This window comes from bacterium (assembly GCA_017744355.1).
Taxonomy (GTDB): Bacteria; Cyanobacteriota; Sericytochromatia; order S15B-MN24; family UBA4093; genus JAGIBK01.
This window is the reverse complement of record JAGIBK010000006.1, coordinates 248156-271603: the sequence shown is the minus strand read 5'-3', so window position 1 is coordinate 271603 and position 23448 is coordinate 248156. Positions and strand designations below refer to the sequence as shown.

Sequence of the window (23448 nt, the reverse complement as noted above, 5' to 3'; positions counted from 1 at the left end):
CTCTCGTGATCAAGACCTTCGGCTGCAATCAAGGATTATAACGAAAAATTGCAACCTTGTCCCGCGAACGCGCGGTCAGGATTTAGGCTACATCCGTTCGGGCGCCTGGACTCCGAGGATTCCTTCCAGGGCGTTGGCCAGCGTGATGCGGCTTGCGACCGCAAGCGCCAGGCGCGCGCGGGTCAGCTCGGGCTCCGCGGGGTTGAGCACGCGGCAGTTCGTGTAGAACTGGTGGAAGTCCGCGGCCAGGTCCTGGGCGTAGCGGGCGATGCGGTGCGGCTCGCGGGCCGTGGCCGCCTTGACGATCTCGTCCGGGAAGCTCGCCAGGCGCAGCATCAGGTTGCGCTCGTCGGCATGGGTCAAGAGGGAGAGGTTCGCGTCCTTGAGGCTGTCGACCTTGAAGCCGGCCTCTTCGGCGTTGCGCAGGATCGAGCAGATGCGGGCGTGGGCGTACTGCACGTAGAAGACCGGGTTGTCCGCGGTCTGCTGCTTGGCAAGCTCCAGGTCGAAGTCGAGCGGGGTGTCCGCGCTGCGCATGACGAGGAAGTAGCGCGCGGCGTCGGGGCCGACCTCGTCGATGACCTCGTCGAGGGTGACCATCTCGCCGGTGCGCTTGGACATGCGGACGGGTTCGCCGCCCCGGTAGAGCGAGACGAGCTGGCCGATCACGATCTCGATGGCGTCCTCGGGGTAGCCGAGGGCCTGGACCGCGGCCTTCATGCGGGCCACGTAGCCGTGGTGGTCGGCACCCCAGATGTTGAGCAGCTTGGGGGTGCGCTGCAGCTTGTCCAGGTGGTAGGCGATGTCGGCCGCGAGGTAAGTGGGCATGCCGTTCTCGCGGATGACGACCCGGTCCTTGTCATCGCCGAAGGCGGTCGAGCGCAGCCAGAGGGCGCCGCCCTCCTCGAACATGTGCCCGCGCTCCTTGAGCAGTTCGAGGGCCTTCTGGACTTCACCCTTCTGGTGCAGGGTGGTCTCGCTGTACCACACGTCGAAGCCAACCTTGATCCGCGCGAGGGTCGCCTTCTGGGCGGCGAGGAAGTAGTCGCGGGCGAAAAGCGTCAGGCGCTTGATCTTGCCCTCTTCGTCGAGGCCTTCGAGCTCGCCGGCAATCTGCTGCTTGGCGGCTTCGGCCACGTCGAGGATGGTGCTGCCGCCGTAGAACTCCTTGGCGGCCTCGCCCTCGGGGAAGGGGCGGCCTTCCATGCGGTAGAGGACCGAGCGGCCCAGGTTCAGCATCTGGTTGCCCGCGTCGTTGATGTAGAACTCCTGGCTGGCCTTGTAGCCGGCGGCGTTCATGAGGTTGGCGAGCGTGCTGCCGATGGCGGCCCAGCGGCCGTGGCCCACGTGCAGGGGGCCGGTGGGGTTGGCCGAGACGTACTCGATGAGGACCGCCTCGCCCTGGGCCACGTCGGTGTGGCCGTAGGTCTCACCCGCTGCGAGGACCTGCTGCAAGTTGCCCTGGAGCCACGCGTCCTGCAGGGTCACGTTGATGAAGCCGGGGTTTGCGATCTCGACGCGCGAGAAGAGACCGTCCTTGGGCAGGCGCTCGACGATGGCCTGGGCGATCGCCGCGGGCGCCTTCTTGGCAGGCTTGGCGAGGGTCATGGCCACGTTGGTCGCGAAGTCGCCGAACTTGGCGTCGCGGGGCTTCTCGATGGTCGGCTGTGCTGCGGCCTCGGCAGGCAGCGCGCCCTCCTCGACCGCCCGGCGCAGGGCCTCGGAGACGGCGTCGGCGATGAGGGTCCGGATGGTGGGAGTCGCATTAGCCATGGGTTTCGTCCTCGTGCGTTTTCAGTTGGATGATCAGCGTGAAGTTCCCGATGAGCTCGGGGCCGGATTCCAGGGTGTAGTCGAGCACCAGCTCGCGGCCCTGGGGCAAAGGGGCCACCTGCATGCGGTGGGTCGTGGTCTTGAGCGGCAGGGTGCTCGTCTGCACCCGCAGCTCGGTCTCGGTCGGTTTGTCGAGCCGAAAGAGCTGGAAGCCCTCGAGCTCAGGGCCGCGGCGGAACAGGCGCCACTCGTTCGCATCCCAGCGCAGGGTGGTCTGGACCCCCTCGTCCTGATAGATGACGTAGTCCGAGGTCTCCTGCTGGTACCAGGTGCCCTCGTACTGGTTTTCGGTCCGGGCCTCGTTGCCCTCGGCGTCGAGCTGGACGCTCTCGACGCGGATCGAGACGGGATGCTTCATCGTGCGCCTACGCCTTGTGGTAAGGCTCGCCGCGCCTGAGGGTCTCGCAGCGGTAGAGCTGCTCGACCAGGACCAGGCGCGCGAGCTGGTAGGGGAAAGTCAACGGAGAGAGCGAGAGCTCCCACTGGCAGGATTTGACGAAGTCGGCGTCGAGCCCCTGCGGGCCCCCCAGCACGAACGAGAGGTGCGGGACGCCCTGGCCTTCGAAGGCTGCGAGCTTGTCTGCGAGTTGCTGGGTCGTGACCCGCGCGCCGCGCTCGGTTAGCGCGATGCGGATGCCGGGAGGGCAGGCCGCTTCGAGGCGCTCGGCCTCCTTGCGCATCACTTGCGCCTCGCGTCCCTGGATCAGGCGCTCTTCGCTCACCTCGACCAGCGAGACGGGGCGATAGCGCTGGAGCCTGCCGTGGTACTCAGCGATCGCCTCGCGGTACCAGCTCTCCTTGACCCGCCCGACGGCGACGACCGACCACTTCAACTTCGTTCTTCCGCCTTAACCTATGCTTAGTCAGAATTTCCACTCTACCCAGTCGGGGGGTGAGCGTCAAGGAAGCAGGCGAATGGTAGAATAACCCTTGCAAGGCAAGAAACGCCCGGTCGATCGGGCGAATGTTAGCGCCTCTCGCGGAGATTTCGTCAAATGTCCAAAGAATCCTCGTTCGACATCGTCTCGCAGGTCGATATGCCCGCGATGACCGATGCCATCCATCAAGCCAACAAGGAGATCGAGAACCGCTTCGACCTCAAGGGCACCGGCTGCGAGCTGACCCTCGAGAAGGAGACCATCTCGGTCAAGGCGCCCGACGAGCTCAAGCTCAAGAACGTCGTCGACATCCTCGAGAACCGCATGATCAAGCGGAACATCCCCCTCAAGGGCCTGGAGCACGGCAAGGTCGAGGCGGGACTCGGCGGCACGGTCAAGCAGACGCTGACCATCCGTCAGGGTATCGACAAGGACCGCGCCAAGAAAATCACCAACCTGATCAAGGAGAAGAAGCTCAAGGTCCAGGCGCAGATCCAGGACGACCAGATCCGCGTCACCGGCAAGAGCAAGGACGACCTCCAGACGGTGATCGCCGCCCTCAAGGGCGTCGACCTCGACATCGAGCTGCAGTTCGTCAACTATCGCTAGAAGGGAAGCCCATCATGCGCGTCATCCTCAACAAGGACGTCAAGGACATCGGCAAGGCCGGTCAGATCGTGGACGTGTCCGAAGGCTACGCCCGCAACTACCTCATGCCGCGTAACCTCGCCGCCGAGGCCACCGAGACGGCCCTCAAGGCCGTGGCCGACAAGGCCAAGCGCGAGGCGATCAAGGCTGAGAAGCTCAAGGCCGAGATGCAGGAGTACGCCGGCAAGATCGCCGAGAAGACCGTGACGATGCCGGCCAAGGCCGGCGAGGGCGGCCGCCTCTACGGCGCCATCACCGCCAAGGAGATCGCCCTCGAGACCAAGAAGCAGACCGGCTTCGAGATCGACAAGCGCAAGATCGAGATGGAGGACGCCATCCGCGCCCTCGGCTACTACGATCTCGCCGTCAAGGTCCACCCCGAGGTGACCGCCAAGCTGCGCGTCCACGTCGTCGAGGCCAAGTAAACGGTCTAGGAGCGAGGGTTATCGCCTGCTTGAGGCGGGTACATGACCCTCGCTTTCCCTGTTCAAGCCACTTTCAGCCGGAGCCGAGATGCAAGATCCTCTTCTAGAGCGAATTCCCCCCCAGAGCATCGAGGCCGAGCAATCGGTGCTCGGCGCGCTGCTCATTTCGGCCGACGCCCTGGTGCGGGTCTCCGAGATCCTCAAGCCGGAGTCCTTCTACCGCCACGCGCATGCGACCCTCTACGAGACGATCCTCAGGGTCGCCGAGCGCGGCGAGCCGGTCGACCTTGTCACGGTCTCGACCGATCTGCGCACCGCGAACCGCCTGGACGAGATCGGCGGCTACACCTACCTGATGGACCTGGCGGCGTCGATCCCGACGGCCGCCAACGCCGAGTACTACGCCCGCATCGTCGAAGAGAAGGCCGCTCTGCGCGCGCTCATCACGGGCGGCACCAAGATCGTCGAACTCGGCTACTCCCAGACCCAGAAGCTCGACGAGACCATCGACGAGGCCGAGCGGATCATCTTCGACGTGGCCCAGGGCCGGCGCACCTCCAAGGACATCTCGCACATCAAGGACATCCTGCGCGACACCTTCGAGACCATCGAGCACCGGTACGAGAACCAAGACAACGTCATGGGCTACGCGACCGGGTACTACGACCTCGACTACATGATGAGCGGCCTGCACTCGTCGGACATGATCGTCCTCGCGGCCCGTCCGGCGATGGGGAAGACCTCGTTCGCGCTCAACCTCGCCCAGAACATCGCCAAGCTCAACAACCTGCCCGTCATGGTCTTCAGCCTGGAAATGTCGAAGGAGCAGCTCGCACAGCGTCTGATCTGCTCCGAGGCCCGCATCAACGCCCACCGCATCAAGACGGGCTTCCTCTCGGAGACCGACTGGCCCAAGCTGACCGAGGCCATCGGCTCCTTGGCTTCGAGCCCCATCTACATCGACGACACCCCGGCCATCACGGTCATGGAGGTGCGCGGCAAAGCGCGCCGCCTCAAGGCTCTCGAGAAGAAGGAACTGGGGCTCATCGTCATCGACTACTTGCAGCTGATGAGCGGCGGCGGCAGCAGCTCGGACGGCAACCGCGTGCAGGAGATCTCGGCCATCTCGCGTAACCTCAAGGCGCTCGCCCGCGAGCTGAACGTGCCGATCATCGCCCTCTCGCAGCTCAGCCGCGCGGTCGAGAGCCGTACCGACAAGCGCCCGATGCTCTCGGACCTGCGCGAATCGGGCGCCATCGAGCAGGACGCCGACATCGTGATGTTCATCTACCGCGACGAGTACTACAACCAGGAGAGCCTGGACAAGAACGTCGCCGAGGTCATCCTCGCCAAGCACCGTAACGGCCCGGTGGGTACGGTCAAGCTCTTCTTCGAGAAGGAGCACACTCGCTTCGAGAACCTGACCGCCCAGCCCACCATGGCCGAACCCGCGTAAACACCCGCAGATATAGGAGGCATCGTGGCCAACGTCGCAGTCGTCGGAGCCCAGTGGGGAGACGAGGGGAAGGGCAAGATCACCGACTTGCTCGCAGAGCGCGCGGACGTGATCGTGCGCTACGGCGGCGGCAACAACGCAGGCCACACCGTCATCGTCGGGGACAGGACCCTCAAGCTGCACCTGGTGCCCTCGGGCATCCTCTACCCCCATGTCCGGTGCTTCGTGGGCAACGGCACGGTGCTCGACCCCGAGGCCTTCGTCGCCGAGCTGGACGGCCTCTGGGCCCAGGATCTCTCGCTGGACAACCTCTCGGTGAGTCCCTTGGCACACGTCATCATGCCCTACCACAAGCTGCTCGATCGCCTCGAAGAGGAGCGGCGCGCCAACAAGATCGGCACCACCGGCCGCGGCATCGGCCCGGCCTACGGCGACAAGTACCTGCGCCGCGGCTTCCGAGTGATGGACCTGCTCAAGCCCGAGCGCTTCCGCAAGAAGCTCGAAGAGGCCCTGGTGCGGGTCAACGAGACGCTGGTGAAGGTCTACGGCCACGCCCCGCTTTCGCTGGAGCCCATGGCGACGGACCTGCTCGAAATGGGCGAAAGGCTGCGCCCCCACGTGGCCGATACCTCGCTGATGCTGCACGAGGCGGTGAAGCGGGGCGATCGCGTCCTGTTCGAGGGGGCCCAGGGGGTGCTGCTCGACATCGACATGGGCACCTACCCCTTCGTGACCTCCAGCTACCCGGTGGCGGGTGGGGCCGCGGTCGGCACGGGCGTCGGTCCCGGCGCCATCGACCGGGTGCTCGGCATCGCCAAGGCCTACGCCACCCGGGTGGGCGGCGGTCCCTTCCCGACCGAGCTCTTCGACGAGACGGGCGATCGCCTCCGCGACGCGGGTCACGAGTACGGCACCACCACCGGCCGGCCGCGCCGCTGCGGCTGGTTTGACGCGGTGGCCCTGCGCCTCGCGGCACGCGCGAGCGGGCTGGATGCCCTCTGCATCACCAAGCTCGACGTGCTCGACGGCTTCGACGAGATCAAGGTGGCAGTCGCCTACCGCCTCCACGGCGAGACGATCACCGAACTCCCCTATGACGCCGAGGAACTGGCGGCCTGCGAGCCGATCTACGAGACCTGGCCCGGCTGGCAGGAGCCGACCGGTCACCTGCGCCGCTTCGAAGAGCTGCCGGCGAAGGCCCGGACCTACCTGGAGCGCCTCGAGGAGCTGACCGGCGTCCCCATCGCCATGGTCTCGGTCGGGGCGGATCGAGCGGCAACGATGATCCGCACGGACCTCTTCGCCTGATAACCCTTGCTTGATAAGCGCCGCCGTTCCTTGTGGGATGGCGGCGCGCTTGGTAGAATGGACGCGACGCGCTCGAAGGTGTCAACATCCCTTCTTGAGCGCCACATCGCCCCATCAAGACCAGGGAGATCCCCACCACATGAAGATTCATGAGTTCCAGGCCAAGCAGGTTCTCGCCAAGTACGGCGTGCCCACCCCGCGCGGCCAGGTCGCCTATTCGCCTGACGAAGTCAAGAACATCGCCACCGAGTTCGGCAAGCTCGTCGTCGTCAAGGCGCAGGTCCACGTCGGCGGCCGCGGCAAGGCCGGCGGCGTCAAGCTCGCCAAGACCCCGAACGAAGCCTACGACATGGGCAAGCAGATCCTCGGGATGGACCTCAAGGGTCTCATCGTCAAGAAGGTCCTCGTCGAGGAAGGCGTCAACATCGACAAGGAATACTACCTGGGCATGATCTTCGACCGCGATGCGCGCAAGGTCGTCGTCATGGTCAGCGCCGAGGGCGGCATGGACATCGAAGAGGTGGCCGAGAAGACCCCCGAGAAGCTCGCCAAGATCTGGGTCGATCCCGCCCTGGGCCTCACCGACTACCAGATCCGCCAGCTGATCTTCGACGCCAAGCTCGACCGCGCCTACATCAAGGAATACACCAAGTTCCTGAAGCTCCTCTACAAGGCCTTCATCCAGTCGGACGCGACCCTTGCCGAGATCAACCCCCTGGTCGTCACCAAGGAAGGCACCGTCATCGCGGCCGACTGCAAGATGGACATCGACGAGAACGCCCTGTTCCGTCAGCCTGAGCTCGCCGCCTGGCAGGAGTCCGAAGAGGACAACGCCATCGAGGACGAGGCCCGCACCCGCGGCCTGACCTACGTCCACCTGGACGGCGACATCGGCATCATGGGCAACGGCGCCGGCCTGGTCATGACCACGCTCGACGCGGTGGGCCGCGAGGGCGGCGCTGCGGCGAACTTCCTCGACATCGGCGGCGGCGCCAAGGCTGCGGTCGTCAAGAACGCCCTCGAAGTCGTCATGATGGAGAAGCCCAAGGGCGTGCTCATCAACATCTTCGGCGGCATCACCCGCTGCGACGAAGTGGCCAAGGGCGTCCTCGAGGCGACCTCGGGCATGGAGATCAACGTGCCCATCGTGGTCCGCCTCTCGGGGACGGCCGAGGAAGAGGGCCGCAAGCTCCTCGCCGGGTCCAACCTGATCCCGGCCGCCACCATGCAGGAAGCCGCCAAGAAGGTCGTCGACCTGGCCTACGGCCGCTAACGATTGCCCTGAGCAAAAGGATTACATCATGAGCATTTTCATCAACAAGGATACCCGGGTGCTCGTCCAGGGCATCACCGGCCGCGAGGGCGGTTTCCACACCCAGCAGATGATGGCTTACGGCCCCGGCACCATCGTCGCGGGCGTGACCCCCGGCAAGGGTGGCCAGGAGGCCTTCGGCCTGCCCGTGTACGACACGGTCAAGGATGCCCTCAAGAGCCATCCCGAAATCAACGCCAGCATCATCTTCGTGCCCCCCGCCTTCGCCGCGGACTCGATCCTCGAGGCGCTGGACGCTGAGGTTCCCCTCATCGTCTGCATCACCGAGGGCGTGCCCCTGCACGACATGATCAAGGTCAACCAGGTCCTTCAGCGCTCGCCCAAGTCGATGCTGATCGGCCCCAACTGCCCCGGCCTCACCACCCCCGGCGAGTGCAAGATGGGCATCATGCCCGGCCACATCTTCAAGCCCGGCACCGTGGGCGTCGTCTCGCGCTCGGGGACCCTGACCTACGAGATCGCGGCTGACCTGACCAACCGCGGCTACGGCCAGACCTCGATCGTCGGTATCGGCGGCGACCCCATCATCGGGACCCGCTTCATCGACGTCCTCAAGGCGTTCGAAGCCGACCCCGCCACCGAGCTGGTCGTCATGGCCGGTGAGATCGGCGGCGAGGACGAGGAAATCGCTGCCGAGTACATCAAGACCATGACCAAGCCGGTCGTGGGCTTCATCGGCGGCCGCACTGCCCCCAAGGGCAAGCGCATGGGCCACGCCGGCGCCATCGTTTCGGGCAACAAGGGTACCGCCGAGGCGAAGGTCGCGGCTCTCGAAGCGGCGGGCGTGCCCGTCGCCAACACCACCGCCGAGATCGGCGACCTGGTGGTCGAGCGCCTCAAGAAGCTCGCCGCGGTCAAGTAAGACCCCGCTAGCGAAACACCCGCCGGAGCTTCCGGCGGGTGTTTCTTTTTGGGTTATTCGGGAAGCGATGGCTCGTCGATGGAGTTCTGGGTCGGCACCGGCTCGTCGATGCTCGGCGCCGCGGGGGTCGAGACCGGAGCCGGGGTGCTCGGGCTCGTTGCCTCGTCGAGGGACGTGGTGGGCTCGGGCGTCGGCGTCTTCTTGACGTGCGGCTTGCGCTTCTTGTGGTGGAGCTGGTACTCGTCGAGCGGCGGAGGCGGCGAGAAGAGCAGCGGCGGGCTCGAACTGTCCGAGATGCGCAGCATGTAGGGCAGGTTGTAGCGCGGGTTGTCCTGCACCCGGCCCGGCACGACGAAGCGCGCCTTGTTGCCCTGGTCCAGGTAGTAGGCCTCGACCATCCCCTTGCTCTTGGCGAGCCAGCTCGCGGTCGTAAGGGGCATGGGCAGGGTCTTCATGACCACCAGGTGCCCTTCGGAGTCGCGACCCACCAACAGGCGCTCGCGCGGGATCATGTTGTGGAGCTCTTGCTTGAGACCGGTGTAGGGGTCGCTGTAGTCAGGGGCCGCGTCGTACGGGCTGTACAGGTAACCCAGACCGCCCACGAAGGCCGAGTACTTCTCCTCGTAGCCGGGGCGCCAGCCGCTGTAGCCGAACTCGACGGTGCCCGAGCGCCGCAGGGCCATGTAGTAGCGGCGATCGGCGAAGGGGCGGCTGACGGGGGTGGCGAGCTCCAGGTGGTCGTCGAAGTACAAATCCCCGATGGCGCGGGCGTAGTAGTCGTTGTCGCCCTTGCGCTCTTCGAAGAAGGGGCCGCTGAAGTACAGAAGGCCGGTGGGGTCCTGGAAGGCGACGCGCTCGTGCTCCCAGCCGCGGGCCAGCTCCATGCGGATGGTGGCGGGGTCCAGGACGGCGACCTGCGCCTCTTTGCTGAGGTCGAGCTTCATCTGGTCGGCGCTGGCGGCGGCGAGCGGGGTGTCCGAGGACATCTCGACCACCCGCGTCGAGACCAGGGATTTCGTGATCTCGCCGGCGATCATGCCGCCGACGAAGAAGATGGGAAGCGAAGCCACCGCCCCTACGATCGGCCAGATCGGGCGCTTGGCGGTGCTGCGGCTGGCGGCGGGCGCCTGGCGTTTGGATGGGATGGAGCGTCTCACAGGCGCATCAAGTATCGGGCCAAACCCTTTAGTGGTCACGAAAGCACAGGCCCACCGAGGGCCACGGGAAGGACGATCAATTCTATCACACCCGTTGCCCGGGCGGCGCCCCTGGCGCCGCCGAGCCGAGGCGGCGTGTGATACGATAGCACGGACGTTCCTTTCGCTACGAGGTCCTAGCTGCATGCGCGACACCATCTTCCGGAAGAAGTCCCTTCAGCTCCTGAAACGTGAGCAGGCAGAGCACGGCAAGGGCCTCAAGCGAGTGCTCGGACCCTGGTCCTTGATCGCGCTCGGCATCGGCTGCACCGTGGGCGCCGGCATCTTCATCATGCCGGGCGAGGTGGCCGCGATGCACGCGGGACCGGCGGTGGTCCTCTCCTTCTTGCTGGCGGCCCTCGCCTGCGCGCTTGCGGCCATGAGCTACTGCGAGCTGGCGGCGATGATCCCCATCTCAGGCAGCGCCTACAGCTACGCCTACGCCACGCTCGGCGAGGTCATCGCGTGGTTCATCGGCTGGAACCTGCTCCTGGAATACGGTTTGGCGAACGCGGCCACGGCGGCGGGCTGGGCGGGCTATCTCAATCGCCTGCTCTCGACGGTGGGCCTCGAGATCCCGCCGCAGCTCATGTTCGCGCCGGGGCAAGCGATCCCGGGGACGGAGCTGGTGGGCTGGTTCAACCTACCCGCCGTGCTCGCGGTGGTCTTGGTGACGGGGCTCTTGCTCTTGGGGATCCGCGAGAGCGCGCGGGCCAACGCCCTGATCGTGGGCGCCAAGCTCGCGGTGCTCGTCTTGTTCGTCGCGCTCTGCGCACCTGGCATCCAGCCCCAGCTGGTGCAGAACTACATGCCTTTCGGCTGGCAGGGCGTGGTCTCGGGGGCGGCGGTGCTGTTCTTCCTCTTCGTGGGCTTCGATGCGGTCTCGACCGTGGCCGAGGAGGCCAAGGACCCCCAGCGCAACCTGCCCATCGGGATCCTGGCGGGGCTCGGGATCGTGACGATCCTGTACGTGGCGGTGGGCACGGTCCTGACGGGCGTGCTGCCCCTCGACAAGCTCCAGGTGGGCGAGCCGCTCGCGATCGCCCTCGCGACTCTGAACCACCCGCGCGCCGCCGCGCTGCTCTCGGCGGTGGCGGTGGTCGGTATCTTCAGCGTGCTCCTGGTCGGATCCATCGGTCAGTCGCGCATCCTCTACGTCATGTCGCGCGACGGGCTGATGCCCCGCTTCATGTCCAACGTCCACGCCCGCACCGGCACGCCGGTCGAGACCACCCTGGTGCTCGGGGTGCTGACGGCTGCGCTCGCGGCGGTGGTTCCCCTGAGTGCCTTGGCGGATCTCGTCAGCATCGGCACCCTCGCGGCCTTCATCGCCGTCTCGGCCGGGGTCATCATGCTCCGCAAGACCGATCCCGACGCGCCGCGCACCTTCCGCTGCCCGTGGGTGCCCGGATTGCCCCTGGCGGGCATCGCCATCAACCTGTACCTGATGAGCGGCCTGGGCTTGCAGGTCTGGATCCGCTTCTTGATCTGGCTGGCGGTGGGCGGGGCCGTGTACTACTTCTGGGGCTACCGCTCGGCGGGCCGCGTGATGGCCGCGCGCGAGGCGGTCGTGGCCAAGAGCGCTGAGGTGGTGGTCGAGCCCTCATGAATCAACCCGAAATGAGCCTGGTGCTGCGGGCGGCGGTCTTCGCCGCCGAGGCGCACGTGGGCCAGCGTCGCAAGGGGCTCGACGAGCCTTACATCAATCACCCGCTGCGCGTGGCTGCGGCGGTCGAAGCGTGCGGCCTTCCCCCTGAGGCCGTCGCGGCGGCCCTCTTGCACGACGTGGTCGAGGACACCCTCGTCACCCAGAAGCTGGTCGAAGCCGAGTTCCCCGCGCGGGTGGCCCACCTGGTCCGCCTGATGACCAAGTGGTGGCCGGACGACGCGCCGGCCGAGGTCAAGCGCGAGGGGAACCCCAAGTACTACGGGGCCCTGCGCGAGGACCCCGACGCCCTGGTCATCAAGCTGCTCGATCGCGCCGACAACCTGCGCGACATGGCCCGCATGCTGCCCAAGGCCCGCGACTGGGCGGCCCGCTACCTCAAGAAGACCGAGCTCGAGTTCGCCTCGCTCTTGCCCCTGACCGCCAATGTCCAGGCTCGCCAGCGCTTCGAGGAGGCCGTCCTCGCGCTGCGTCAGGCCCTCGGGAAGTAAGCCGCTACGTAGTCGGCGAGGTCCGGCGGCAGCGGGGCCTCGAACGTCATCGCTTCTTGGGTGCGCGGGTGCTTGAAGCATAGCCTTCGCGCGTGCAGTGCCTGGCGCCCAAGCACCGGGTGTGGGCTGCCGTAGAGCTTGTCCGCAAGCAGCGGGTGGCCCGCGTGGGCCATGTGGACCCGGATCTGGTGGGTGCGCCCCGTTTCGAGGGTCAGGCCTACGAGGGTTTCTTCCCCCGTCTTGCTCACTTCGAGGACCCGGTAGTGGGTGAGGGCGGGCTGCCCGTGATCAGCGACCGCACGGTAGCCCCCGGGCCCGCCGAGCCGCGCGATGGGGGCCTCGATGACGCCCTGCGCCTCGCGGACGTGCCCCTGGACCAGCGCCCAGTACTCGCGATCCAGCTTGTATGCGACCAGTTGCTCGGCGAGCTGCTGGTGAGCGTAGGTGTGACGGGCGAAGACTACCAGCCCCGAGGTGTCGCGGTCGATCCGATGCACCGGGTGGCAGCGAAAGGAGAGGCCCCGGGCCTGGTAGTGATAGGCGAGCCCGTTGGCGAGGGTGCCGTGATGACAGCCGTGGGTCGGATGGACCACGATCCCCGCGGGCTTGTCGAGCACGATCAGGTCATCGTCCTCGTAGAGGATGGAGAGGGGCACCGGCTCGGCATCCACCCCTTCGGAGGGCGGCTCGGGGAGCCTGAGCTCCAGGGCGTCGCCCTCGTGCGCCGGGGTGTGGACCTTGACCGGCACCCCGTTGAGGAGGATGCCGTCGGTGGCCTTGAGCCGGCGGATGAGAGCCCGCGAGGCGCCCAGCTGGCGGGTGAGCACCCCCCAGACCGTCGCGCGCTCGGGGGTCGCCCGTACCGTGTAGCGAAAGCTCGAGACGTCCGCGGGGCTCACGCCTCGAAGCGCTCCGCGAGGGCCAGGTTGTGCTCGCTGCCGAAGGTCGGGAAGGTGAGCTTGAAGCAGGAGCCCGTGCCGACCTCGCTTTCGACTTCGATGCGGGCGTGGTGCTTCTCGAGGATGCCGTGGCAGATGCTGAGGCCGAGCCCGGTGCCGCTGCCCACGGGCTTGGTGGTGAAGAAGGGCTCGAAGATGTGGCTCTGGACCTCTTCGGTCATGCCCTGGCCGTTGTCCTGGATCTCGATCTGGCAGGACTCGCCCGCGTAGCGCAGACGCACCCAGACTTCGCCCGATCCTTCGATGGACTGGCAGGCGTTGACCAGGAGGTTCATGAAGACCTGGTTGAGCGGGCCTTCGGCCCCCGGGATGGCGGGGCCGTCGACCAGATCCAGGTGGATGCGCACGTGCCGGTGGATGGCCTGCACCAGGGCCGCGGTGGATTCGAGGCAGGCGCGGGGGTTGACCTCCTGGTAGTCGTAGGCGTCCTGCCGTGAGAAGCTGCGCAGGCTGCGCACGATGTCGCGGATCCGGGTGGCGCCGTCCTGGAAGGCGCGGGTCAGGAAGTCCAGGTGCAGGAAGGCCGAGTCGAGCGAGAACTCATCGGCGATCGCCTTCATCTGCTCGGCGGGCAGGGTCTCCTCCAGGTGGGCGCGCAGCCGGCGCAAGGTGTCGATGTTGGTCTCGAGCAGCCCGACGCCGCTGTAGATGAAGCTGATGGGGTTGTTGATCTCGTGGGCGACACCTGCGACCAGGAGGCCGAGCGAGTTCATCTTCTCACCGTGGATCAGCTGCGCCTGGGCCGCCTTGAGGTCCCGGTAGGCCTCCTGCAGCTCGCGGGTGCGCTGGTAGATCTTGGACTCGAGGGCATGGTTGAGGTCCTGGATGGTGCGATAGGCCCGCCCGTGGCTGAAGGCGATCGCGCCGTGGGCCGACAGGACGCGTAGCCGCGCGAGCTCCTCTTCGCCGTACGCCGTGCCGTCCCGCTTGGCACCGAGCAAGAGCAGGCCGTGGACCTTTCGCTCGAAGGCCAAGGGCACCGCGAGGGCCGTCTCGGCCGGCAGGCCAAAGCCCGAAAGCTCCGCGGCCGTCATCATCGCCTGGCTCTCGATGATCTCGAAGGCCAAAGGCGAGTCGATCCCGAAGGCGGCCGGCGCCAGGCCGCCGAAGCTCGCCAAGGGGACGAAGGCCGAGTCTTCCGAGTTGGAGATGAGGACGGCTGCTGCGGCGGGCGCGAACGTGCCCTCCACGATGCGCATCAGGCGAGAGGCGATCGCGTCCAGGTCGTGCATGGTGAGCAGGGCGAGGCCTTCGCCTTCGAGCAGAGGGTCGTTGAGTGGGGGAGTGTCGCGCATGGCCGGGCTCCAAATCAAGTCTCGATCGGTTGCTTCAAGCGAGAAAGCCTGTTCTTGCCAGATATACCCGCCAAGGCCCCCTTGCTCTACCATCGGGGGCCCAAACCTTCGATCGATTTTCCCGTGTGCGGCCAATGGGGACCATGCCTGTGCGCCAAAAGCCTGTGGTGGCGATGAGGGCCCTCTTGCCGGCCCTGCTCCTGCTTGCTTCCTGTGTTGCTGCGCCGCCTCCCCCTCAAGAGCCCCTGCCCCTGCCGGTGGCCGATGAGGGCCCTCAAAAGCAGCTCTTGCGCCTGAGGGCCACCTTCTACGACGCCTTGACCGGTCGGAGCGTCAACGGCCTGCGCCTCGACGTGGACGGGGTGACGACCGCAACCGACGCGGCCGGCCTCCGCACGGCCTACCTGCTACCGGCCGAGCAGCGCGCCCTGCGGGTCTCGGGCGGCAATTACCTGCCGCTTTCCTGGACCGGGGCCCTCGTGGACGGCTCGCAACTCTCCTTTCGCCTCACCCCGAGCGTCGTGCGCATGGTCGTCTTCGGCGACAGCCTGACGGCCGGGGCCAAGGTCAGCGAGCCGGAGCGCTTCGTCTACCAGCTCCCGCGCCACCTGCGCAAGGCCATGGCCGGGGTGCGCGTGGATGTCTACGCCCGAGGCAGGGCCGGCGATACCTACCGTAACGCGCGTGAGCGCCTCATGTCGGACGTGCTGTCGGCGCGGCCCGACGTGGTGCTCGTCGCCTTCGGCACCAATGACGTCTCCTTGACCCCGCTCAAGGATTTCGCCGCCAGCATGGACGGCGTGCTCGCGCCCCTTGCCGGCCGTTGCCGCCTCTTGGTGGCCGACATCCCCTACAAGCCTCGCTGGGCCGGCGAGTGGAACGAGCAGGCACGCCCCTTCAACCGCGAGATCGCCGCGGCCGCCGCGCGGTACGGCGCGACCCTGGTCCCGTGGTCGGCCCGCTTCAAGGAGTCAGGCGATCGCGGCCAGTGGGACCTCTTCTACCACCAGGCCCCCTACGACCTGCGCGCCCCCGAATCTCGGGCCCAGGGGGACCTGCACCCGAACGGCGCGGGCCACGACCTGATGGCGCTCGCGTGCGCCGAGGCCCTCGCCCCCATGCTCAAGGCCGAAGCGAGCGCCAGCGCCCCCCTGCCCTGAACGGGAGGCTTTCGTCCAGTTTGACCAATGCCCCCTTGCTTGCTCGGGAGCTATAACGGGGAACCGACCGTTCTTCGTCGCTCGAAACGGGGGGCCTCATGACCGAGACCAAGCCTGTCTCCCGCCTTGCCTATGTCGATGGCCTGCGCGCCCTTTCGGCGCTCTGGGTCATCCTCTACGACGTGTGGCGCTTCAACCGCGAGCCCGACCTGGGCCTTCTCACCCCCGTGTGCGCCAGCGGCCACCTGGGGGTCGAGATCTTCATGGTGCTCAGCGGCTTCTGCCTCTTCTACCCCATGGCCCACCTCTGGCGCCTGCCGGTGGGCCACTGGCGCACCTTCTTCGTGCGCCGCGCCAAGCGCATCCTGCCGCCCTACTACGCGGCCTTGCTCTACGCCATCGTCTTGCCGCATGCGCTGGCACCCCTCTTTGCGGCGACGGGGTTGCGCTTCACGCCGGAGGCGCTGCCCAGCGCCTGGTCGCTCTTCGTCCACGTCACCATGCTCCAGAACCTGGTCGATCTGCCCGGGCTCATCAACCCCAGCTTCTGGTCCCTGAGCCTGGAGGCCCAGTACTACCTCGTCTTCCCCCTGCTCGCCCTGGCCATCCTGCGCTGGCGCTGGAAAGGGGTGCTTGCGATCTTGGCGGTCTGCGGCCTCTACCGCCTCGGCTTTTTGGCCATCCTGGGGGCGAACCTCTCGCGGCAAGAGTTCTTGCTGTTCAACTCCATCGTGGGCCGGCTCGCCATCTTCACCGCGGGCATGGTCGTCGCCCTCGTGATCCGCGAGACGGGCGGCAAGCGCCCTGAGGGGCTGCTCGATACCCTCTGGGGCCTCTCGACGGTGCCCTTGGTGATGCTTGGCTTCTACTGGTACTTCCACCCGGTGGGGGCTTGGCCCCTCTCGGACGTGTGCCTGGGGGTGGCCGCCGGGGGGATTCTCCTGCGTTACGCCGACGGGGCGCGGGGGCTCGGACGCGCGCTCGCATGGCCTGCGCTCGTCTCGCTCGGCGAGATGTCGTACAGCTTCTACCTGATCAACCGGCCCACCTGCTACTACGTCAACCACGCCGTGAGCCAGCTCGTGCCCGGCAGCCAGGCGCTTCAGATGGGGGTGACCCTCGCGGTGGGAGTGCCCTTGAGCCTTGCGATCGCAGCCGGCTTCTACCGATGGGTGGAGCGGCCCTTCATGGTGCGTCGGCCGCGGCCTGAGCTGCAAGCGCAGCCCGTGACCCCCGTGGCCTCTTCGTGAGAAGCGGGAACCGCTTGCTTGCTTGACTCGTCTAGGGGATAGTTCCCTTATCTCTTAGACGACGAAAGGAACATGCCATGCGACGTGCATTGCTCTACGCCGCCCTCCCCCTCGCGCTCACCTTCGTGCAGGCGCCGGCCGCCGAGGCCACGATCAAGCGCGACCTCAAGACCCTGGACCTCTCGCAGGCGGAGCAATCGCTGGGTCGGGGCGGCCCCGAGTTCAAGGCGATCTTCAACCAGGCGGGCGACCTGGGCACCTTCGTCGGGGGCCGTGGCGTCGGCTACCTGACCGAGTCCCTTTATCTGGGCGGCGCCGGTTACGGCGGCGCGCTGTCCTCGGGCGGCGTCTCAGGCGGCTTCGGCTACGGCGGCATGGTGGTGGGCACCGAGGGCAAGATCGCGCAGCCTCTCGCCTACGACGTGAGCCTGCTGTTCGGCGGTGGTGGCGGCGGCAGCGCGCGTGTGAGCGGCGGCAGCTTCCTGTTGGAGCCGACCGTCTCTCTGCGGCAGGACTTTGGCGGCGGGGTGAGCGGTGCTTTGTCGGTGGGCTACCTCTACGTGCCCCAGGTCAACAGCCTCTCGGGCGTCACGGTGGGCCTGCGCCTCGACTTCAAGCGTCTCACCCTCACCTTGCCGATCGAGAACTGAGCGGCTTCGTCTCAGTAAATCAAACAAGCTCAAGGGCCATGGACGTCGTCCATGGCCCTTGAGCTTGTTTAGGTCTTGGGGGGATAGCACCTGATCGCCTTTTTGAAGTGCGTATATTTAACGTAATTTTATCGCTAATTTAACGATGTCCGGATATTTGGATTTTTAATGCTTCGCAATAATGACAAGGGAATCATGTCTTGAATACAGGTCATCAAGGAGCTGACGGGAGCCATCGTGCTGGGCGGATCACCGTTTCGTGGTTTTTTTCCTGTTCAAGCCTTGAGTCGAGAGAGGAAATGAAGCCGATGAAATTCATCTACGATTTGAAGATTGGTCCCAAGCTCAACGTGCTTCTCGCCGTGAACTTGCTTTTCATGGGCCTGGTCGCGGGGGCCAGCCTGTGGAGCCTCCATCACCTGGTCGATAACATCACCCGCTCGGCGAACCTGGAGGCGAGCGGCTCGGCCGTTCGTGCGATGCGCTCGAGCCTCTACCGGGAGGTCATCGCCATGCGCGGGTATCTCCTCTCGGGTCAGCCCGGGGCGCTCGAGGATCTGGAGCCTGCACGCGCAGAGTACCAGCAGGCCCTGGCCTCGGCCCGCAGCCTATCCCTCGCGCCTGAAGCCAGGGCCAAGCTCGATCTCGTCGACCAGGCCCGCCAGAGGGTGGAGCTCAAGCTCGACGAGAAGCGGCGCCTGCGCGAGCGCGGGGACATGCAGGCCATCATCCGGATCGAGCGAACGGAGATGCCCGCCCTGTTTCACGCGTTCAACGCCCCCATCAACGAGCTGGTCGAAACCTCGAACCGCGACATGGCGGCCATGGTTCAGCAGAGCCAGGCCTTCCGCCAGCAGCAGACAGGATTCCTCTGGGGCATGCTCCTGCTCTGCCTGCTCACCAGCTTTACCCTCGCCAGCTTGATCTCGCGCAGCATCACCGTTCCGCTCAAGCGCGTCATCGCCCTGACCGAGCGCTTGGCCCTCGGAGAGCTGCCCGGCCGTATCGAGAAGGCGTACACCGACTGCGTCGGGGACCTGGTCGACGCCCTCAACGGCATGGTCGCCTACCTCAAGGAGGTCGAGGGCGTGGCCGAGGCCATGAGCCGGGGGGATCTGACCCGCTCGATCACCCCCAAGGGCCCGCAGGACGGCTTCGGCCTGGCCATCTCGCAGATGGTGGCGAGCCTCCGCACCACCGTGTACCAGGTGCGCTCGGCCGCGGATTCCGTGGGTGAGGGAGCCAAGCAGATCGCAAGCTCGAGTACCGAGCTCTCTCGGACGGTGCAGGTCCAGGCGAGCAGCACCGAGCAAACCTCGGCCACCATGGCCGAGATGGCCGGGAGCATCCACTCGGTGGACCAGAGCGCCCAGGACCTCGCCCAGAAGGTCGAGACCATCCGAGGCCAGGCCGACGAGCTCGCGGCGGCCGTCACGCAGACCAGCAGCTCGATCGGCGAGCTGGCGGCCAGCGTCCAGCAGGTGGCGGGCAACGTGGGGAACGCCAATCAAATGGCCGAGGAGGCCGCGACGGCGGCCACGGCCGGTGAGCAGGCCGTGACCCAGACGATTGCCGGTATGCAGGCCATCAACGAGACCATGACGGCGATCCGCGCCACCATCCAGCTGCTCGATCAGCGCTCGGGCGAGATCGGGGCGATCATCGAGGTGATCGACGACATCGCCGAGCAGACCAACCTCCTCGCCCTCAACGCCGCCATCGAGGCGGCGCGTGCCGGCGAGGCGGGCCGGGGCTTCGCGGTGGTCGCCGATGAGGTTCGCAAGCTCGCCGAGCGCTCCGCCAAGGCCACCCGCGAGATCGGGACGCTCATCAAGGGCATCCAGGCCGAAACTTCGCAGGCGGTCCATGTGACCCAAGAGGGCGCCCACAAGGTGCAAGAGGGCAGCGAGTTGGCGGCCCATACCGGCGAGGCCCTCTTGCGCATCAAGGAGGCCAGCACCCGGGTCAGCACCCTGCTCGGCGAGGTTGCGACCGCGACCAGCGAGCAGGCGCGCGCCAGCCAGCAGATCGTAGCGGCCAGCGAGCAGATGGCCGGCATCAACCACCAGGTGACCGGTGCGGTCGTCGAGATGAACCGCCTCACGCACGCGGTCACCCACGCCATCGGCGGGCAGCGCCAGGGGAGCGATCAGGTCGTCCTCGCCGTGGAGAGCCTCAGCAAGAGCGCGCAGGAGGCGGCCTCGGCGACGGCCTACGTCTCGGGTGCGGCGGGCAGCCTCGCCGAGCAGGCTCACACCCTGCAAGAGGCTGTTTCCTTCTTCAGGGTGGGCGAAGAAGCGCGTCACATCGAGGTGACCATCGCGAGCGCCAAGCCGCCGGCGCTCCCTCTGAGCCGTTAGGCGCGCTCGGCCGGGTGTGCTTCGAGGGCCTCGAACTGCAAGCGCCAGAGCTTGTGGTAGAGGCCCTCGCGCTTGAGCAGCTCCGCGTGGGTGCCCACCTCACGGACTTCGCCCTTGTGCAGCACCACGATCCGGTCCGCATGCTGGATGGTCGAGAGGCGGTGGGCGACGATCAAGGTGGTGCGCCCCGCACAGAGCCGCGCGAGCGCCTCCTGGATCACGGCCTCGGTCTCGCTGTCGATGTTGGCCGTCGCCTCGTCGAGCACCAGGATCGCCGGATCGAAGGCGAGGGCCCGGGCGAAGGCTAAAAGCTGGCGCTGGCCGGTCGAGAGGGTCGTGCCGCGCTCCGAAAGCACCGTGTCGTAGCCCTGGGGCAACTGCCGGATGAAGGCTTCGGCGCCGACCGCGCGGGCGGCTTCCTCCACCTGTGCGTCGGTGATGGTCGGGTCGTTGAGCCGGATATTGCTGCGGATGTCGCTCGCGAACAGGAACACGTCCTGGAGCACGAAGCCGATCCCCCGCCGCAGGGTGGCCTGGGGCAAGGCACGCACGTCGTGACCGTCGAGGCGCACGTTGCCTTGCTGCACGTCGTAGAAGCGCGCAAGAAGGCTCAGGATCGACGACTTGCCCGCTCCGGTGTGGCCGACGAAGGCCACCGTCTCGCCGGGCTTGATCGAGAAGTTCACGTCCTTGAGGATGGGCACCCCCTCTTCGTAGGCGAAGTGGACGCGCTCGAACTCGACCCCGCCTACGAGGCCCGGCAGCGGGAGGGCTTCGGGGGAATCCTGGATGTCGCTCTGGGTGTCGAGCAATTGGAAGATGCGCTCGGACGAGGCCATGGCCGATTGCAGCAGGTTGAACTTCTCGGCCAGCTCGTTGATGGGCTGGAAGAGCTGGCGCACGTAGCTGGTGAAGGCGTAGAGGGTGCCCAGTTGCAGGGCCCCATGGGCGCTGAGCAGGCCGCCCTGCCAGAGCACCAGGGCGAGGGCGAGGGCCGCGAGCAGGTCCAGGGCCGGCCGGAACACGGCGAAGATCTGGAGGTGGCCCCAGGTGGCCTCGAAGTACGAGGCGTTGACGGCCCGAAAGTCGTCCAGCTGCCGCTTTTCGCGGTTGAAGATCTGGATGGTGCGCATGCCCGAGAGGTTCTCGGCGATGAAGGCGTTGACCCGCGCCAGGCGCGTGCGGTGCTCGCGGAAGTTTTCGCGGGCGAGCTTCCGGAAGAAGGCGACCACCAGGACGACCACCGGCACCACCGCGCAGGTGACCCACGCGAGGCGAGCGTCCAGATAGAACAGCATCCCGAGGATGCCCACGATCGAGAAGCAGTCCCGGAAGAGGTTGACGAGCACGCTCGTGTACATCTCGTTGAGCGTCTCGGTGTCGTTGGTGACCCGGGTGACCAGGCGTCCGACCGGATTGGCGTCGAAGTAGGCTAACGAGAGGCGCTGGAGGTGAGCGAAGACGTCCTGCCGGATCCGGTAGATGATGCGCTGGCCCGTGCTCTGCAGCAGCCAGGTCTGCCAGTAGGAAACGCCGAAGCTCGAAACCAAGAGCGCCCCGTAGGTTCCGACCAGCCACCAGAGCTTCGCGATCGCCTCCCCGCGCTCGGCGATCGGCAGCTTGTCCGCCGGCAGGATCACCTGGTCGATGGCGAGCTTGACCAGGTAGGGCTGGGCGAGCTGGGCGGCGCTCAGGAAGGCGAGCAGCCCGACGCAGAGGGCCAGCGTGCGGGCATGGGGTCGCGCGTAGGCCAAGAGCCGGCGCATCAGCTCCGCGTCGTAGTGCTTGGCGAGGCTCTCTTCTTCGTGAAAGTTCCGGCGGCTCATGCGTCCTCCGTGGCGAGCGAGGCTTCGAGCGTCTGGCGGTCATACAGCCGGCGGTACTCGCCGCCCAAGGCGAGCAACTCGGCGTGCGTCCCGCGCTCGATCACCCGGCCCTGGTCGAGGAGCAGGATCTCGTCGGCGTGCTGCAGGGCCGAGATCCGGTGCGAGACGATGAGGGTGGTGCGCCGGGCGCCGTGGCGGCGCAGGGTCGCAAGCAGCCGGGCTTCGGTCGCGGTGTCCACCGCCGAGAGGCAGTCGTCGAGGATCAAGACGCGCGCCTCTTTCAAGAGGGCGCGGGCGATGCTGACCCGCTGGCGCTGGCCGCCCGAGAGGGTGATGCCCCGCTCGCCGAGCATGGTCGCAAAGCCCTGGGGCATGGCGTCGATCTCGGCTTCGAGCTGGGCGGAGGCCGCCGCGGCGCGCACGGCGGCCGTGTCGTGGGGCGCCGGGTCGAAGGCCATGTTGGCTTCGAGGGTGTCCGAGAACAGGAAGGCGTCCTGGGGCACGTAGGCGATCCCTCGGCGCAGGGCTTCGAGCGAGAGGTCGTTCACGTCGTGGCCGTCCAAGAAGACGGTGCCCCTGGGCGGGTCGTAGGCCCGCACTAGGAGGTTGGCGAGCGTGCTCTTGCCGCTGCCCGTGCGACCGATGAGCCCCAGGGTCTTGCCGGGGGCCACCTGGACCGTGAGGGCTTCGAGCACGGGGGCAAGCTCCGGCCCATAGGCGAAGGTGAGGTTTTGGATCGCGAGGTGGCCCTCGATCCGCTCGGGGGTAAGGGCCGAGGGGGCGTCCTTCACCTCGGGGACCTCGTCGAGGATGGCCTGGATGCGGGCCATGCTGGCGGTGGCGCGCTGGGCGAGGTTCACGACCCAGCCGAGGGCCAGCATGGGCCAGACGAGCATCCCCAGGTAGCTGTTGAAGGCGATGAAGCGCCCCAAGGAGAGCTCGCCGCTCATGACGAGCACCCCGCCGTAGCCCAGGGCGATGACCGCGCTGAGGCCCGAGAGAAAGGAGATCATCGGGTCGGTGAGCGCCTGGAGGCGCGTCATGCGCATGTAGCGGTCGTAGTAGGTCTGGTTGACGCCGGCAAAGCGCGCCTCTTCGGCTTCTTCTTGGACGAAGGCCTTGACCACCCGGACCCCCGAGAGGTTCTCCTGCACCCGTTCGGAGAGGGTGCCGAAGGTGGCCTGGACCTCCTTGAAGCGGTGGTGAACGGTGCTCGCCAGGCGCCACTGGACGAAGGCGAGGATGGGCAGGGGGATCATGGCGGCCAGCGTCAGGCGCCAGTCGATGGCGCCGGCCATGGTGATGAGGGCGAGCACCAGCATGATCGCCGTGTCGTAGCCGGCCATCACCCCTTCGCCCAAGAGGCCGCGGATCGCGTTGAGGTCGTTGGTGGCGTGCGCCATCAGGTCGCCGATGGTGCGGCGCTGGTAGAAGCTGGGCGAGAGCGAGAGCAGGTGCTTGAAGAAGCGCTCGCGCAGGTCGAACTCGATGGTGCGCGCCGTCCCGAAGATGGCCATGCGCCAGGCGTAGCGAAAGATCGCCACGACGACCGAGATCCCGAGCACCGCGAGGCCGAAGCGAAGGGCGCTCTGCGCGTCGATGCCGCTCGCGCGGGCCGCGTCGATGAACTGTCCGATGAGCCAGGGGATGCTGAGGTTGCCGAGGTCGGTCACCACCAGGGCGGCGAATCCCAGGGCGTAGCGGCCCCGGTGACGCCATGCCAGGCCGGCGATTTGGCGCAGTTGTTGTCGCACGCCGTGTTCCTTGCTAGGGCAGGTGCTGCCGCTCGGTGTCGTCTTGCTGAACCAGGCCATTATACCAGCCGCTCAGTTGCCTGAAAACTTTCTGGTGG

20 protein-coding genes are annotated in these 23448 nt (G+C 66.9%); 12 read left to right on the top strand and 8 right to left on the bottom strand.

The window, feature by feature from the left end:
• Positions 1-87: 87 nt before the first annotated feature.
• Genes J7643_16300 through J7643_16290 form a run of 3 tightly spaced genes read right to left on the bottom strand, consistent with a single transcriptional unit; the run spans position 88 to position 2666 of the window.
• On the bottom strand, positions 88-1773 hold the full coding sequence (locus J7643_16300; GenBank protein ID MBO9542150.1) for an arginine--tRNA ligase: 1686 nt from the start codon (positions 1771-1773) through the stop codon (positions 88-90).
• Positions 1766-2191: a DUF1934 domain-containing protein gene (locus tag J7643_16295; protein ID MBO9542149.1), complete on the bottom strand. Its 426-nt coding sequence runs from the start codon at positions 2189-2191 to the stop codon at positions 1766-1768. The genes J7643_16300 and J7643_16295 overlap by 8 nt, the downstream gene beginning before the upstream one ends.
• A 7-nt stretch (positions 2192-2198) precedes the next feature.
• Complete coding sequence (locus J7643_16290) at positions 2199-2666, bottom strand: 23S rRNA (pseudouridine(1915)-N(3))-methyltransferase RlmH (GenBank protein ID MBO9542148.1); 468 nt, start codon at positions 2664-2666, stop codon at positions 2199-2201.
• A gap of 162 nt (positions 2667-2828) precedes the next feature.
• Between J7643_16290 and J7643_16285 the strand changes: the two genes are divergently transcribed.
• The 6 genes from J7643_16285 (at position 2829) to sucD (ending at position 8743) form a co-directional block, all read left to right on the top strand.
• Positions 2829-3320, top strand: a complete 492-nt coding sequence (locus J7643_16285; GenBank protein ID MBO9542147.1) for a YajQ family cyclic di-GMP-binding protein — start codon at positions 2829-2831, stop codon at positions 3318-3320.
• A gap of 14 nt (positions 3321-3334) precedes the next feature.
• Positions 3335-3784, top strand: a complete 450-nt coding sequence (rplI, locus tag J7643_16280; GenBank protein ID MBO9542146.1) for a 50S ribosomal protein L9 — start codon at positions 3335-3337, stop codon at positions 3782-3784.
• Positions 3785-3872: 88 nt separating this feature from the next.
• Complete coding sequence (gene dnaB / locus J7643_16275) at positions 3873-5240, top strand: replicative DNA helicase (protein MBO9542145.1); 1368 nt, start codon at positions 3873-3875, stop codon at positions 5238-5240.
• A 24-nt stretch (positions 5241-5264) separates the two neighbouring features.
• A complete protein-coding gene (locus J7643_16270; protein ID MBO9542144.1) occupies positions 5265-6548 on the top strand; it encodes an adenylosuccinate synthase in 1284 nt (427 codons plus the stop codon).
• Between the two features lie 139 nt (positions 6549-6687).
• A complete protein-coding gene (gene sucC / locus J7643_16265) occupies positions 6688-7821 on the top strand; it encodes an ADP-forming succinate--CoA ligase subunit beta (GenBank protein ID MBO9542143.1) in 1134 nt (377 codons plus the stop codon).
• A gap of 28 nt (positions 7822-7849) precedes the next feature.
• A complete protein-coding gene (gene sucD, locus J7643_16260; protein MBO9542142.1) occupies positions 7850-8743 on the top strand; it encodes a succinate--CoA ligase subunit alpha in 894 nt (297 codons plus the stop codon).
• Between the two features lie 53 nt (positions 8744-8796).
• On the opposite strand, the gene J7643_16255 is transcribed toward sucD, so the two are convergent.
• Positions 8797-9900, bottom strand: a complete 1104-nt coding sequence (locus J7643_16255) for a hypothetical protein (protein ID MBO9542141.1) — start codon at positions 9898-9900, stop codon at positions 8797-8799.
• A 184-nt stretch (positions 9901-10084) separates the two neighbouring features.
• On the opposite strand from J7643_16255, the gene J7643_16250 reads away from it, so the two are divergent.
• Both J7643_16250 and J7643_16245 read left to right on the top strand, forming a co-directional pair.
• On the top strand, positions 10085-11548 hold the full coding sequence (locus tag J7643_16250) for an amino acid permease (GenBank protein MBO9542140.1): 1464 nt from the start codon (positions 10085-10087) through the stop codon (positions 11546-11548).
• Positions 11545-12096: an HD domain-containing protein gene (locus tag J7643_16245; GenBank protein ID MBO9542139.1), complete on the top strand. Its 552-nt coding sequence runs from the start codon at positions 11545-11547 to the stop codon at positions 12094-12096. The genes J7643_16250 and J7643_16245 overlap by 4 nt, the downstream gene beginning before the upstream one ends.
• Here the strand turns inward: J7643_16245 and J7643_16240 are convergent.
• Both J7643_16240 and J7643_16235 read right to left on the bottom strand, forming a co-directional pair.
• On the bottom strand, positions 12078-12995 hold the full coding sequence (locus J7643_16240) for an RluA family pseudouridine synthase (GenBank protein MBO9542138.1): 918 nt from the start codon (positions 12993-12995) through the stop codon (positions 12078-12080). The genes J7643_16245 and J7643_16240 overlap by 19 nt on opposite strands.
• On the bottom strand, positions 12992-14350 hold the full coding sequence (locus J7643_16235) for a GAF domain-containing protein (GenBank protein ID MBO9542137.1): 1359 nt from the start codon (positions 14348-14350) through the stop codon (positions 12992-12994). Before J7643_16235 ends, J7643_16240 begins: the two co-directional genes overlap by 4 nt.
• A gap of 185 nt (positions 14351-14535) precedes the next feature.
• Between J7643_16235 and J7643_16230 the strand changes: the two genes are divergently transcribed.
• From J7643_16230 to J7643_16215, 4 genes are all read left to right on the top strand, one after another.
• Positions 14536-15510 carry an SGNH/GDSL hydrolase family protein gene (locus tag J7643_16230; protein ID MBO9542136.1) on the top strand — a complete coding sequence of 325 codons (975 nt, stop codon included), beginning with the start codon at positions 14536-14538 and terminating at the stop codon, positions 15508-15510.
• A 98-nt stretch (positions 15511-15608) separates the two neighbouring features.
• Positions 15609-16760 (top strand): acyltransferase, encoded by a 1152-nt coding sequence (locus tag J7643_16225; GenBank protein MBO9542135.1) that lies wholly within the window; start codon positions 15609-15611, stop codon positions 16758-16760.
• Positions 16761-16837: 77 nt separating this feature from the next.
• Positions 16838-17410: a hypothetical protein gene (locus J7643_16220; protein ID MBO9542134.1), complete on the top strand. Its 573-nt coding sequence runs from the start codon at positions 16838-16840 to the stop codon at positions 17408-17410.
• A 308-nt stretch (positions 17411-17718) separates the two neighbouring features.
• A complete protein-coding gene (locus J7643_16215) occupies positions 17719-19770 on the top strand; it encodes a CHASE3 domain-containing protein (protein MBO9542133.1) in 2052 nt (683 codons plus the stop codon).
• On the opposite strand, the gene J7643_16210 is transcribed toward J7643_16215, so the two are convergent.
• The gene (locus tag J7643_16210; GenBank protein ID MBO9542132.1) at positions 19767-21596 is read right to left on the bottom strand and encodes an ABC transporter ATP-binding protein; all 1830 of its coding nucleotides are present in this window, start codon (positions 21594-21596) and stop codon (positions 19767-19769) included. The two genes, J7643_16215 and J7643_16210, sit on opposite strands and share 4 nt — an antisense overlap.
• The gene (locus J7643_16205; protein MBO9542131.1) at positions 21593-23410 is read right to left on the bottom strand and encodes an ABC transporter ATP-binding protein; all 1818 of its coding nucleotides are present in this window, start codon (positions 23408-23410) and stop codon (positions 21593-21595) included. The genes J7643_16210 and J7643_16205 overlap by 4 nt, the downstream gene beginning before the upstream one ends.
• Positions 23411-23448 lie beyond the last annotated feature (38 nt).

Coding starts and splice junctions, on each gene's coding strand:
- J7643_16220 (MBO9542134.1), top strand. CDS start 16,838: ATGCGACGTGCATTGCTCTACGCCGCCCTCCCCCTCGCGCTCACCTTC.
- J7643_16245 (MBO9542139.1), top strand. CDS start 11,545: ATGAATCAACCCGAAATGAGCCTGGTGCTGCGGGCGGCGGTCTTCGCC.
- J7643_16205 (MBO9542131.1), bottom strand. CDS start 23,410: ATGGCCTGGTTCAGCAAGACGACACCGAGCGGCAGCACCTGCCCTAGC.
- dnaB (MBO9542145.1), top strand. CDS start 3,873: ATGCAAGATCCTCTTCTAGAGCGAATTCCCCCCCAGAGCATCGAGGCC.
- J7643_16250 (MBO9542140.1), top strand. CDS start 10,085: ATGCGCGACACCATCTTCCGGAAGAAGTCCCTTCAGCTCCTGAAACGT.
- J7643_16210 (MBO9542132.1), bottom strand. CDS start 21,596: ATGAGCCGCCGGAACTTTCACGAAGAAGAGAGCCTCGCCAAGCACTAC.
- J7643_16235 (MBO9542137.1), bottom strand. CDS start 14,350: ATGCGCGACACTCCCCCACTCAACGACCCTCTGCTCGAAGGCGAAGGC.
- J7643_16285 (MBO9542147.1), top strand. CDS start 2,829: ATGTCCAAAGAATCCTCGTTCGACATCGTCTCGCAGGTCGATATGCCC.
- rplI (MBO9542146.1), top strand. CDS start 3,335: ATGCGCGTCATCCTCAACAAGGACGTCAAGGACATCGGCAAGGCCGGT.
- sucD (MBO9542142.1), top strand. CDS start 7,850: ATGAGCATTTTCATCAACAAGGATACCCGGGTGCTCGTCCAGGGCATC.
- J7643_16300 (MBO9542150.1), bottom strand. CDS start 1,773: ATGGCTAATGCGACTCCCACCATCCGGACCCTCATCGCCGACGCCGTC.
- sucC (MBO9542143.1), top strand. CDS start 6,688: ATGAAGATTCATGAGTTCCAGGCCAAGCAGGTTCTCGCCAAGTACGGC.
- J7643_16225 (MBO9542135.1), top strand. CDS start 15,609: ATGACCGAGACCAAGCCTGTCTCCCGCCTTGCCTATGTCGATGGCCTG.
- J7643_16295 (MBO9542149.1), bottom strand. CDS start 2,191: ATGAAGCATCCCGTCTCGATCCGCGTCGAGAGCGTCCAGCTCGACGCC.
- J7643_16215 (MBO9542133.1), top strand. CDS start 17,719: ATGAAATTCATCTACGATTTGAAGATTGGTCCCAAGCTCAACGTGCTT.